Origin of the sequence: Enterococcus sp. DIV1420a, assembly GCF_051712165.1 — a bacterium.
Taxonomy (GTDB): domain Bacteria; phylum Bacillota; class Bacilli; order Lactobacillales; family Enterococcaceae; genus Enterococcus; species Enterococcus faecalis.
On sequence record NZ_JBIOOI010000002.1, the window covers coordinates 195887 to 208802 of the forward strand.

The 12916-nt window shown below is 37.8% G+C and carries 12 protein-coding genes, 1 tRNA gene and 1 pseudogene; 13 read left to right on the forward strand and 1 reads right to left on the reverse strand.

Annotated elements, in window-relative coordinates:
* The 12 genes from IGI80_RS12145 to IGI80_RS12200 all read left to right on the forward strand — a co-directional run bounded on the left by IGI80_RS12145 (position 1) and on the right by IGI80_RS12200 (position 10947).
* Positions 1-4656 carry a phage tail tape measure protein gene (locus IGI80_RS12145; protein ID WP_438723697.1) on the forward strand — a complete coding sequence of 1552 codons (4656 nt, stop codon included), beginning with the start codon at positions 1-3 and terminating at the stop codon, positions 4654-4656.
* A complete protein-coding gene (locus tag IGI80_RS12150) occupies positions 4656-5555 on the forward strand; it encodes a phage tail domain-containing protein (RefSeq protein WP_438723699.1) in 900 nt (299 codons plus the stop codon). Before IGI80_RS12145 ends, IGI80_RS12150 begins: the two co-directional genes overlap by 1 nt.
* A gap of 2 nt (positions 5556-5557) precedes the next feature.
* Positions 5558-6658, forward strand: a complete 1101-nt coding sequence (locus IGI80_RS12155; RefSeq protein WP_438723701.1) for a siphovirus ReqiPepy6 Gp37-like family protein — start codon at positions 5558-5560, stop codon at positions 6656-6658.
* A 6-nt stretch (positions 6659-6664) separates the two neighbouring features.
* Positions 6665-7729, forward strand: coding sequence for a structural protein (locus tag IGI80_RS12160; RefSeq protein ID WP_438723703.1), 1065 nt, complete (start codon positions 6665-6667; stop codon positions 7727-7729).
* A gap of 2 nt (positions 7730-7731) precedes the next feature.
* Positions 7732-8415: a pyocin knob domain-containing protein gene (locus IGI80_RS12165; RefSeq protein WP_438723705.1), complete on the forward strand. Its 684-nt coding sequence runs from the start codon at positions 7732-7734 to the stop codon at positions 8413-8415.
* Positions 8416-8426: 11 nt separating this feature from the next.
* Complete coding sequence (locus IGI80_RS12170; RefSeq protein WP_438723707.1) at positions 8427-8741, forward strand: hypothetical protein; 315 nt, start codon at positions 8427-8429, stop codon at positions 8739-8741.
* Positions 8738-8851 (forward strand): CD1375 family protein, encoded by a 114-nt coding sequence (locus IGI80_RS12175; protein WP_438723709.1) that lies wholly within the window; start codon positions 8738-8740, stop codon positions 8849-8851. The genes IGI80_RS12170 and IGI80_RS12175 overlap by 4 nt, the downstream gene beginning before the upstream one ends.
* A 37-nt stretch (positions 8852-8888) precedes the next feature.
* Positions 8889-9014, forward strand: a complete 126-nt coding sequence (locus tag IGI80_RS12180) for a CD1375 family protein (protein WP_438722392.1) — start codon at positions 8889-8891, stop codon at positions 9012-9014.
* Positions 9015-9070: 56 nt separating this feature from the next.
* A complete protein-coding gene (locus IGI80_RS12185; RefSeq protein ID WP_438723711.1) occupies positions 9071-9589 on the forward strand; it encodes a phage holin family protein in 519 nt (172 codons plus the stop codon).
* A 2-nt stretch (positions 9590-9591) separates the two neighbouring features.
* Positions 9592-10428 (forward strand): lytic exoenzyme target recognition domain-containing protein, encoded by an 837-nt coding sequence (locus IGI80_RS12190; RefSeq protein ID WP_438723713.1) that lies wholly within the window; start codon positions 9592-9594, stop codon positions 10426-10428.
* Positions 10421-10630, forward strand: a complete 210-nt coding sequence (locus IGI80_RS12195; protein ID WP_438723715.1) for a hypothetical protein — start codon at positions 10421-10423, stop codon at positions 10628-10630. Before IGI80_RS12190 ends, IGI80_RS12195 begins: the two co-directional genes overlap by 8 nt.
* Before the next feature lie 243 nt (positions 10631-10873).
* Positions 10874-10947: transfer RNA gene (locus IGI80_RS12200), tRNA-Ile, on the forward strand.
* 233 nt (positions 10948-11180) lie between these two features.
* On the opposite strand, the gene IGI80_RS12205 is transcribed toward IGI80_RS12200, so the two are convergent.
* The gene (locus tag IGI80_RS12205) at positions 11181-11429 is read right to left on the reverse strand and encodes a hypothetical protein (RefSeq protein WP_438723717.1); all 249 of its coding nucleotides are present in this window, start codon (positions 11427-11429) and stop codon (positions 11181-11183) included.
* Between the two features lie 89 nt (positions 11430-11518).
* Between IGI80_RS12205 and IGI80_RS12210 the strand changes: the two are divergent.
* Positions 11519-12874, forward strand: a pseudogene (locus IGI80_RS12210) (ABC transporter ATP-binding protein); the annotation flags it as partial.
* Positions 12875-12916 lie beyond the last annotated feature (42 nt).

Sequence of the window (12916 nt, forward strand, 5' to 3'; positions counted from 1 at the left end):
ATGAGTGGCGGAACGCCGTTAGGAAATATGGTCATTAAGTTGGGCTTGGATAGTTCTGATTTTGGTCGTGGTGTAGCAAATGCTAAAAAAGAGGTTCGATATTTAGCCAAAGAAATGCAAGCCAATACCAGAATTGCCGATATGGCTGGAAATCAGATGGGTAAATCAGGCACTCGATTTGATGGTTTAACTAAAATCATCGGGGCCCAAGAAAAACAAGTTGCTGCTTTGAAAAAAGCTTATGATGAATCTTTCGTAGATGGAAAAGTGACAGAATCTACTAAAAGGCTAGCTACTCAATTGCAAGACGCTAACGGAAAACTTGCCAATTATCGCGCGCAACTTATTCAAACTGCTGGACAATTAGCGGAAACACAAATCAAAACGACTGGTGCAACAGGAGCTATTTATAAGGCCAGCGAAAAAATGATTTCTAGTGGTAAACGCATGGAACAAGTCGGTGGTGCTCTAACGAAAGGTGTCACTTTACCAATTTTAGCGGGTGCCGCTGCGGTTGTAACTGCATCGATTAAATGGGAATCAGCTTTTACTGGGGTAAAGAAAACAAATGATGAAGTGGTTGATTCCACTGGAAAAGTGGTTTATTCCTATAAAGATTTAGAGAACGGCTTGCGTGGTTTAGCGAAAGAATTACCCGCTAGCCATACTGAAATAGCAGGAGTAGCTGAAGCTGCCGGACAATTAGGGATTAAAACCGAAAATGTGGTTAGCTTTACTAAAACCATGATCGACATGGGTGAATCTACCAATATGAGCGCCGAAGAAGCGGCAACTGCTTTGGCTCGTTTAGCCAATATTACCGGCATGCCACAAACAGAGTTTGATAAATTAGGTTCAGTTATTGTTGATTTAGGAAATAACTTCGCGACCACTGAATCAGAAATTACTGACATGGGTTTACGCCTTGCAGGGGCTGGTCACCAAGTCGGAATGAGTGAAGCTCAAATTATGGGTTTTGCGGCGGCCTTAAGTTCAGTTGGTATCCAAGCTGAAGCCGGTGGTTCGGCCTTTTCTAAAGTCATGGTCCAGATGCAATTGGCGGTAGAAAACGGAGCTAATGCATTTGCGGGATTAGAAAGTTTAAGTCAAAAAACTGGTGTTTCAATGGACGATGTATCAAACGCAGTCCGTAATGGTGGGAAAGAATTAAAAAATACTGCTGCTTCAATGGGCTTAACAAGCACAGAATTAAAAAATATGCATAAAGAAGCAAGCAAAGCTTCTGGTAAATTAAATGATTTTGCTGAAGTAGCTGGAATGTCTGCGGATCAATTCGCAAAAGCTTTTAAAGAAGATGCTTCTGGGGCTATTATCCAATTTATTGAAGGATTAAGTAAAGCAGAAGAAAACGGTCAATCTGCTATTGCGGTTTTAGATGGTATGGACATTACTGAAGTACGTTTGCGAGATAGCCTACTTCGTGCAGCGGGAGCGAGTGATGTGTTTAAAGATGCTGTTAGCCGCGGGACGAAAGCGTGGAATGAAAATACCGCTTTAAGTGAGGAAGCCAACAAACGTTATGCGACCACTGAATCGCAAATCAAAATGCTAAAAAATGAAGCGACAGATATGGCTATTACTTTTGGAGGACCATTAGTAGCGGCGCTAAGAGATGGTTTAAAAGCAACAAAACCATTTATTAGAAAGCTAACGGATTTAGCTGATTCATTTTCTAAAGCGGACCCCAAAACCCAACAAACGATTTTAAAATTATTAGCGTTTGCGGCGGTTACTGGACCAGTTGTTAGTAAAGTAGGTACGCTGACCAAAGGACTTGGCTTTTTAGGTAAAGGTTTCGTAGATACGATGGCGGCTATGTCGAAAAAGCGTGCGATTAAAGATGTGACTAAAGCATTAATTGAAGGTAGCTCAGTAGCTGGTGACTTTAGCAAAGGTATTGGTTCTTCCGGTTCAGCATTAGGTGGTTTAGCCACAGAAATAGGAGGAACTACGACTAAAATTGGTTCTTTAACTACTGGCTTTAGTCTGTTAAATCCTTGGGTATTAGGAACGACGGCCCTAGTTGGTGCAGGGATTGCTGCATGGAAGTTATGGGGAGAAGAAGCCTGGAATAGTTCCCAACGGACACAAAGATGGGGAACTGATGTAGGAAAAGCAACTGATGAAGCCTTAACTAAATTTCAAGGATACAGCAGAGGAGCTAACGGAGAACTAGATTTGCTAGAAAAAGGTGTTTCTGGGAACACAGAAACTATCGTTAATAATTTTTCTAAGATGGGTCAATCAATCGAAGAAAATATGACGAAGAAGATTGAGACACTGAAAGGGCTCGTTAATAAGTTACCCGATGATATAAAAGAAGCGGGAGACGAGCTGACCAAAGAAGAAGTGCTCAATCAGGAAAAATATTTAGCTGTAGTGAAAGAGAATAATCAAAAAATCACTCAAATTAAACAAGAAGCTTCAAACAATAACCGTAAAATAAGTTATGAAGAAGCGATAAGAATTAAATCATTAGCTAAAGAAAGCGCCGAATCTTATGTTAATTCTCTAGGTAAAAGCGAAACTGAAACCAAAGAAATTTTATCTGCAATGACTGGAAATGTAGCAGAAGCATCAGAAGAGCAAGCAAAAACGTGGTTGCAATCTTTAGGAAAGCAACGGCAACAATCCAAAATAGAATATACTAAGATGCAGGACGATTTGAAAGCAGAATTAGTAAAAGGCCAGTATGATCTAAACAGTAAATTTGCCAAAGAAATGTTGTCTTTATTAAAAGAAAGTGGCGACAGTGCCACGCAGATTACAGAAGATCAGATGTCAACTATTCTAGCTAAATATCCAGAATTGGCTGACCAAGTATTTTTAGCCAACGGGCAATTGATTAGTTCGATGGGTGACGCGGGTCAAGCGGCAGTTGGTCAAAACAAAAAAATGATGGATTCCTTTACCGATATGGCAGACAAAGTGTCAAAAACGGCCGGAGAAAATGCAAAAAAAATAGAGCTTATTGCAGACGAAGCAAATGAGTTTGGCGAATTCTGGAATCAATTAATCTTAGACACGAAAACTGGTGAAGTAAAAACAAATGCACAAGAAGCTGTTAATGAAGCGGCAAGCTCTGAAAAAGGGTGGAATCAACTTCTTTATGCTTCTAAAAATGCTGACTTGAAAAGTAATGCAAAATTAATGATTGCAGAAGCTGCCATCGCTAATGGACGTTGGGAAAAAATGACGTTTACCGAACAACAAGCCTTGTTGGATAGTAACGTTACAAAAACAATGACACAAGCATTACAAGCAAAAGGCAGTTGGGGTGAATTGAATTTCGAAGAGAAAAAAGCTGTTCTTTATTCAAATACACCAGAGGTAATGGCTGAAACAATGCTTAATTTGGGATTGTGGGATGAGTATAATCCACAAATTAAAGAGCTAGAAGCTAAAAACCAATCTTTTCTTGATGTGTTGAGTCAATCTCAAGATAAAATTATACACTGGTCGCAAGTTCCAGTAGATATAAAGGAAATTCTTGGTGATAATTACGATTTACTTTCAAAAATATATGGATCAGAACAATCATATAATCGTTGGAAAAATTTACCAGATACTGAGAAAAAACTTCTAGCTAACAATTCTGATGTACTACAAAAGATTATGACTTCTGATACTAGTTTAGAACAATGGAATGCCTTACCAGCTGATCAGAAAAAAATGCTTGGAGACAATACTGATTTATTAACAAAAGTTATGGCATCGGAAGAAAGCTTTAATGCGTGGAAGGTATTACCTGATCCAGTTAAAAAGATGCTTGGTAATAATGAAGACTTAGAAGCTAAAATAGCTGATGGAACGTTAAGTTTACAAACCTATGACCAAATAAAGCCGCAATTAAAAAAACTACTTGGGGATTCTTCCAATACGCAAGCCGCAGCTCGCCAAGGTGGCAATGCGCTGAATACCTACAATGCCAATAATCCTAAAACTAAAAATCTACAAGGGAATGCAGGTGGGGTTGTCGGTGCAGCTTCAAGTGGTAATAGTAGCTTAAATATTTTCGCTGCAAACAATCCAGTAGAAAAACTACTACGGGCTAATGATCAAGCAAGTGGCCCAGCGGTACAAGCAAAAAATGCCGTAAGCGACTTCAATTCTGGTCCTTCTGTAATTACCAAAACCCTGAACGTAGTAGCTAATCTAGGCGCTGGCGTTGCAAAAATTTTAGGGCTTGAAACAGGAACTAATAATCATATTGGTGGTCCAGCAATCGTAAATGACCAACGAGGAGCTACTTATAAAGAACTGGTTATTCCTAAAGGTGGCATGCCTTTCATTCCTGAAGGTAGAAATGTATTCTTGCCTAATTTGCCGAGAGGATCAAAAGTAATTAAAGCCTCAGAAACAAAAAAACTGATTCCTCATTACGAAAACGGTGTAGGAGTTCCGAAAAATTCTTCGGTTGTCAAAAACTTAATTTCTGTGCAAGAAACTAGTAATGAACATGATTTCAGTGAATTAGCCGGTTTGATGCGTGAATTGGTAACTTATTTTAAAGGCGGTAATTTTAATGGCATGGAGATTAACCAAAGTTTTATTGTATCTGATACTAAAACAGCACGTGAAGCCGCGATTGAAAATAGACGTCAATTAAGAAATTTAGCAAGGGGGCTTAACTAATGGAGCTAGAACTAATTTATACCAACCGAAATAAGGAGCAACTGGTGTTCAAAGAGGAGGCCCCTTATTTTTTACAAAACATTGAAGGGCTAGAAGCACCTGAGAATATTATTTTATCAGAAGAAGTATTCGGTGAAGACGGCGCGAAGGTGGTAGGTATTCGTTTAAGCACTAGAAAGCCTCTGATCGAAGGAACGTTAGTTGGAAAAACAGAAGAAGAAATTTTTCAATTACGGCGCGATATGATACAAAAAATAGATTTAAAACAGCCAGGTAAACTAACACTAAAAATTTATGGTAAAGAATATGAAACGGACGTATTACCAATTCAAGCCCCGAGTTTTAAATTATATGAAGATTCACCGCAGAAAGTGGATGAGTTGAATCTATTTTCCTTACAGTTTGAATCTTTTGCGGCTTACTTGCGGGATGTTTCTTTCTATAATTCTTTAGTACCTTTAGCCACATTAAAACCAACACTAATTTTTCCGCTGGTTTTTATACACGGGCAAACACATACTTTTGGACGTTTTGAATCAGGAAACATTGAAAAGATTTGTAATAATGGCGATGTTCAAGTGGGAGCAATTTTTTATTTAAAATGCGTAGCAACTGTGACTAACCCACAAATTTATGATGTTACCAAACAAACTTTTTTTGGTTTTCAAGGGACCTATGCACCCGGAACGAGATTTGAACTGTCAACGGTTCGTGGTCATTTATACGCTAAGAAAATTATTAATGGTGTTGAAACTAACGCAGTGCCAGAGCGAATGAGTGGTAGTAATTTCTTCCGCCTATCAAAAGGTGATAATTACTTACAACTAAAAGCAGCGAACCATTCGCAAAATGGGATTACTTGTGAAATGCAATTTACTCCCTTAGTTAGTGGGGTGTAGCCATGGATTTTACGTCATTACCGTTTATTGAAGTATTTCGTAGAAAATCAAACTTTACTTATGAATCGTCAGCCGTTTTAGATATTTGGCAATCGTTAAGTGTAAAAGAAAACTTTAAAAGTGCGAATACTTTTGAAGCTATTGTGCTACTTAAATATATTCCCCGAGAATTATTGGAAGAAGAGACGGTTTTACTGATTAATAATTGCTTCTACTACATTGATACGGTTACTTTTGATGATTTAAGTAGTGGATTAGTAACAATATCAGGAAAATCACTCTTCGGCAAAACCAATAGTAGAATTATCTATCGGATTTATAATCAAACGAAAAGGCCAGAATTAATTTGTTACGACCATTTAAAAAATGAAGTCGTAACACCGACAGATATAAAAAGAAAAATTAATTATCTAACGGTTGATGAGCCTCCAATCATTACGACCACATCAATTAGTTATCAAAATAGCTATGGGAACGTAGAGGAAGAAATAGAAAAGCTCTGTGAGAGTTATAATTTTGGCTTTGATGAAGTGCCAATCACAACTGGGCAAGTCGGAACGATTATCCGTTTTAGAAAAAGTGAAGACCGTTCTCAAATTGTTGAGTTTAGTGCTGAATTTGAAAATATTACCAACGAATCCCTTGAAAAAAATAACTATGACGAAGCCACCACGGCTTTAATTTACGGTGAAGGTGAAGGAACTGCACGGCAACATACAGCAGTCAATGCTAATTTAAGGGGCTTAGAGCGAAAAGAAATTTATGTAGATGCTAGAGATTTGCAACAAACAGTTGATGATGTAAAAATGCCTACTAGGCAATATGAGGCCACCTTACAATCACGAGGGAAAGAAAAATTAGCGGAACAACCCAAAGTATTTGCGTTGAACGGGATAATTAATTTAAAAGATAGTCTCTTTGTTTATGGTCGGGACTATCAATTAGGCGATCGTATAAAACGGATTTCTTCCTTTGGTTATACAGATACAGCGGTATTAAATGCTATTACACAAACATGGGATGAAAAAGGCCATCATATAGATGGGGAGTTTGGTAATCAAAGTAAAACGATTATTGATGTAATCAGAAGAAGAGGAAGGTGATGATTTTTGTCCGAAGTAAGTTTATTTTATGAAGGTGTATTACAAGATGATGGCACCTATGACCGTGCATATACAGCGGCGGACTGGGCGCAATACTTTGCGAACATTTTCCGTAATGGCGTGATGATGTCGGTAGGAGAAGCTTTAAGGGTAACAGCAGCAGATGCAGTTGGAATGCGTGTAATCGTAAGGGCTGGAGCAGCCAATTTAAAAGGGTATCAATACATTAATACAGCGGCGTTGACGTTACCAATAGAAGTTGCTTCTTCTACTCAAGATAGAACCGATTCAATCGTAATCCGTCATGATTTGAATAAAAGAAGTGCGTATGTTGCAGTAAAAAAAGGCAATCTAACGGTGGAACGCACCCCAGATATTTTTGAGATTCAATTGGCTACAATCAGGATACCAAGAAATGAATCAGCCATTACAGCAGCCTTAATTACTGATAAACGTTCTGATACTAAAGTATGTGGTTATGCGACACCCTTTGCCGAGGTTTCAGTTTCTGGACTAGAAGCGCAATATGAAGCGATACTTAAAAAAATTGTGGAGGCAAATCAAACAGATTCTGAACGAGCGTTGACAGACTTTAAAACGTATATTGCCAATACTCGAACTGAAACAGATGCAACAATAGGTGAGATTATTCGCACTGAAAAAAGTAAGATTAGTGCTTTTGATATAGCGATTCAAGACTGGTTTTCTCACTTAAAAAATGATTTAAGTAGTAACCAGGCAATAAATTTACAAAATCAAATTCAACTGTTAACGGCCGATACCGAATTAGCTACTATCGAACATACCTTAACAGATTTTCCTATGGTCCGAGCTTTGGCTTGGGATTATGGGGCCGGGGTCGCACCAGTAGGGCAAGAAACTACCGGGGCAGGAGGGGGACACCCGATCACGATTCCGGTAAACGTAGAATACTTGAGTAGAAAAGCATTAAAAGTACACGTTCCGCTGGAATATGGATTAATTAATCCAACATATACAAAGATCGATGAACGACATCATCGGTTTATTTCTGGCTTTAAAACAATAGAAATTAGTTTAGGAGGGATTTAAAGTTGGCAACGATTAAAAAAATTAATGCCGGTGATCCATTATGGCATGAACCAATTAATGAGAATTTTTCGGAATTTGTCGATGCATTAGTGGCCAAAAAAGAGCGAATTACCGCCCAGGATTGGAATACAATTAAAGAACCGGGAATGTATGCCGTTAGTGCCGCAACGGGGCTTAATCGACCAGCGGGAGCTGTTAATGGCAATCTGTTAGTTCAACAAGCAGGAGGCATGGGATCGCTGTCCCAGTTCTTCATAGGCAATGAACAGTTAAACAGCCGACGATTTGATGGTACAAACTGGCAAGCTTGGCAAACAGTCGCGCTTGAGCCGCAACAAAAGCCATTATGGGTAGGTGGCTGGTATGGTGGTCCGATGAGCATCACTTTATCTAAGGCGTTATCAAAATGCCGCAACGGGATTATTTTACAGTGGCAAGAATATAGCACAACAAGCACAGTACAAGATACACAATTTAGTTTTACGTATATTCCTAAGCAACATCTCCAGAATGCAGGTAGAGGAACAAACTGTTACGTTGGCGGATATGGAAGTAAAGAAATTTATGGAAAATATCTTTATATTAATGACACTACCATTACTGGTAATGATGTAAATGCGCCGGCTACAATTGCGACAGGTGTTGGAATTAAAAAATATGTTTTAGTTAAAATATGGGAAGTTTAGGAGGTAAGCAAATGAAAATATGGATTGAAAACAAAATAGGTTATTTAGATGGCTATTCATTAATGGAGCAGCCGGACCAAGTAGAATTAGAAGTAGAACAAGAGCCGCTGGACTTTCCTAATTGGCATTTTGACGGCCAAACACTTATTCACGATCCGGATAATGTGCCAGCACCTGAACCAGCACCACCAACGAAATTAGAATTGTTAGAAGCGGAAAACAAAGCATTGAAAGCCGAGATCACTGAGACTAGGCAAGAAACAACGGACGCGCAGTTAGCAATCGCTGAACTTTATGAAATGATGGGGGGAGGTAGCGCAGAATGATAAAAATATATGTTGCTTTAATTGAAAAAGGAGAGAAAACAATTGAGGATGTCCCGAAAAAACTACAAACACAAGTACAAGCAATCTTGGATGCAAAAGCTGCAGACTAAGATTGTTTTTTATTTATTGCGGAAGGAGGTGGCTGAAATGGCTATGATTTACGCAACGTTAATTATTAAAGGAAAACGTAAAATCGAAAATGTACCTAAAGTACTTCGTCAACAAGTGATCGATATTTTAAACGACTTAGAATTACCAGAATTAACGAAATAAAAAAATAGCGACTGGTGGGACAACCTACCGGTCGCTTATTTAGTTGGAGGAAACCAATGAATAATGTATTAGTAATGTTGCTTCAGCAATGGACCAAAATGGTAACGGATAAAAGTTGGCTGATAGGCGCAGCAACCGGGGGAATTTCTTTCGCCATACCTGGTTGGGTGACAGGGAAAGAGCTGCGCTTAGAGCATGTGATTTTATTAGGTATTTTAATGGCTTTATTTGTGATTGAGTGGTTAGTTGGTGGCCGACTGGCTAAAAAATCTACGCAAAAGAGAAAAAATAGCACGACGATGATTGATTCTGCGATTCGTGATTTTATCATTTTATTGTGTTGTTTTATCGCGTATGGTTTTGATTATTTACTAGGTACAGGGGCGTTAATTTTCACTGTATTTACCGGCGCGTTTATCTATCATAATTTTTATAGCCTAATGGCTAATATCGTGGTCTTAGGTTGGGGTGATTTTTTTCCAATGTGGTTATTTAAATGGTTAGAAGATGAAATTGAAGCAAAGAAAGATAAATATTTTCCAGAGAAACAAAACAATGGTAAGGGGGAGAAGTAGAAATGACTGTGAGCATACAAAAAACGATTGATTACATGTTGGAATTAAAGCGTAAGGATATCTGTTATTCTATGACGGGTAGTCGGGATGGTTCTGACGGTACCGGTGACTGTTCAGGAACGGTTGTTCGTGCTGTTCAGTTAGCAGGAGGAACTAAGCCAGGTTGGCTATACAATACTGATAGTATGCATGCGTACCTTATTGAAAATGGGTATCAATTAATTTTCGAAAACCAACCAACCTATGAACCTAAAAAAGGGGATATTTTTATTTGGGGAGAAAAAGGTCAAAGTTCAGGTGCTTTTGGACACACTGGTATTTTTTATGATGACCAAGAAAATATTATTCACTGTAATTACGGCTATAATGGTGTAACGATTAATAATGTCGATGAAATCGCTCGAGCCAACGGATACCCCTATTATTATATTTATCGGGCAAGTGTTGTGAATAATAGCCAACCAGGACCGCAAGTACAAGCATTAGCCCAAGAAAAACCAGCACCAAAACCTAAACGTCGCTATGGTTACCGAGTAGACGATTTACAGTTTTTGAATGGTATTTGGCAAGTAAGAAATGATGTATTAGGGCAACCAGACTTTGATTGGACGGATAACGGAATTAATGTCGCTTATATCGATAAAATTGATCCAGGCACCGGAGAAAATACGCCCGACCAAACGTTAAACGTGGGGGATTATTTCGCTTTTCAACCAGCTTCGGTAGGGATTATTACCGAACAAGTAAACACAGCAGGTAAAACCTTATCTCATGTTCAATTTCCCGATGAGTTTATTTGGTTGTATACGCCAAGTATTGAAAAGCTGATTTATGGATAAAAATATTGAAAGAAAACTTGATTCTACTGAATCAAATTTAAAGACAGAACTATCAAGCATTGATCATAAAATTGAGACTAGTATATTTACTTTTAAAGAAGAACTAAGAAAACAAAAAAGCGCAAATATAAAATGGCTTATAGGCACGTCTATAGCCGTTATAAGTGTAATAATAGGAGCTCTAAAATTTTTTATACAGTAAAAATAAAATTAAAACGCTTTACAATTTAGGCGGTAAGTATTAGAATGTAATTGCTCAACCACAATTTTTCACGTTACTTAAAAACTGTCTTGCCCCAATAAGGCAGTTTTTTTGTTGTTTTAGCATAAAAAGGCTTTACAATTTATTAAAAAAGGATTAGTATGAGTGTACCACAACAAAAATTTTTCATTTATTGCCTCCTTTTTTAAGGATGTATGCCCTCTTTGGAGGGCTTTTTTAATCGGACCCTTAGCTCAGCAGGTTAGAGCAGACGGCTCATAACCGTCCGGTCGCTGGTTCGAATCCATCAGGGTCCATAAGTATTTGTCCAACAGATTGAGAAAATATTTACAAAATATGTAAAAGGGGTTAATATAAATGTAACCTATTTTTTTATAAGATACTCCTTTTTCTAAAGGAATGAGCTTGCCCTCTTCGGAGGGCTTTTTTTGTTTACACATAACTAGCATTGTGATATATTTTAGGTGGGTTAGTAATGTTGCACCTCCATTTTAAAATCCCCGTTCTCAATGAGAGCGGGGATTGTTTTTTATACACTAATCAAAGATTTCCTTACAAGCATTTTATCAATGACGAGTTGATTTCGTTTATTCAAGTGACCATAGATAGCTAACTCAGATTGTTCAGGTAACATCAGTACGGTGTTCGCCAGTTCGGGTTTTGAGACGATACAATTTATAGTTTCGTCCTGTGTTACCAATGAAAATCGAACTAGTATTTTTGGATACACACTTAGCATTCTAATCTTTTCAACTACTCCTACATAATTAGTTTTCATAATATCGTCCTCCTAGTAACACAATTATACGAATATATGTTCGTTTTGTCCAGGGCGAAAAACAAGAATATATTAGACAACATTATTCTGTATTTGAAATTTCGGAAGTGGCGCATCATGGTCCAGAAGACGTCTTTATTACGGTTATGACGTTAGCAGGTTCTTTTTTATTAATGTTAACCATTCACGTGAAATTAGCCATCGCTACGTTTATTTTATTGCCATTTATCACGATTGCGCTAGGCTATTTTAATAAAAAAATGACAAAAGCGAATACGGATATTTACGATAATTTAGGTGAATTTAATGCTGGGATTGAAGCGTCAGTAAGTGGGATACGTGTCACGCAATCTTTTGCAAATGAACCATTTGAACGAAAACAGTTTAATTATTTAAATCAAATGTATCGAAAATCGAAATTATATTTTTATAAGGTGATGGGTGTCAGTTCCGCCTATAATTACTTATTAATTCGTCTGATAAATTTATTTTCATTAATTTTTGGTGCGTATTATACAATTAAAGGAGAAATTACAGAAGGTCAGTTTGTAGGATTTATTTTATTAGCCAATATTTTTATTCGGCCGATTGAAAAAGTCAACAATATGATTGAAAGTTATCCCAAAGGATTTGCTGGTTTTAAACGTTTTACGGAAGAAATGGACAAACAACCGTCCATCAAAGATTTGCCAGGAGCTGTTGCTGTTTCGCATTTAGAAGGAACGATTGCCTATAAAGATGTTTCATTTGCTTATGAAGATGGCACAAAAGTTTTAGACCATATCAATTTAAAAATTCAACCTGGTGAAACCGTTGCTTTCGTTGGACAAAGTGGTTCAGGAAAAACGACCTTGTGCAATCTGTTGCCTCGTTTTTATGAAGTCAGTAGTGGTGAAATTACGATTGACGGTAGAAATATCCAGAAAATGACCTTGGCTTCATTACGTAAGCAGATTGGAATTGTTCAACAAGATGTGTTTTTATTCCCTGGAACATTACGAGAAAATATTGCTTATGGGAATTTAAATGCTACAGAAATAGACATTCAACAAGCGGTGAAATTAGCACATTTAGAACATGTAATTCAGCTAATGCCAGATGGCTTGGACACAATTATTGGCGAACGTGGCGTGAAATTATCGGGCGGTCAAAAGCAGCGAGTGGCAATTGCGCGAATGTTCTTGAAGAACCCGCCGATTTTAATTCTAGATGAAGCGACTTCTGCATTAGATACAGAAACAGAGCAAGTGATTCAAGAGTCATTAAACTCGTTAGCTGACGGGCGAACAACATTAATTATTGCCCACAGACTGGCAACGATTAAACATGCTGATCGAATAATCGTAGTGAGTGACCAAGGAATTTTAGAAGATGGAACACATGAAACTTTGTACGCGCAAAGAGGTCACTATCGTCGGCTGTACGATGCTCAATTTAGAACATAAAAAAACCCGCGAATAAAACTTCGCGGGTTTTTATTATGTTTA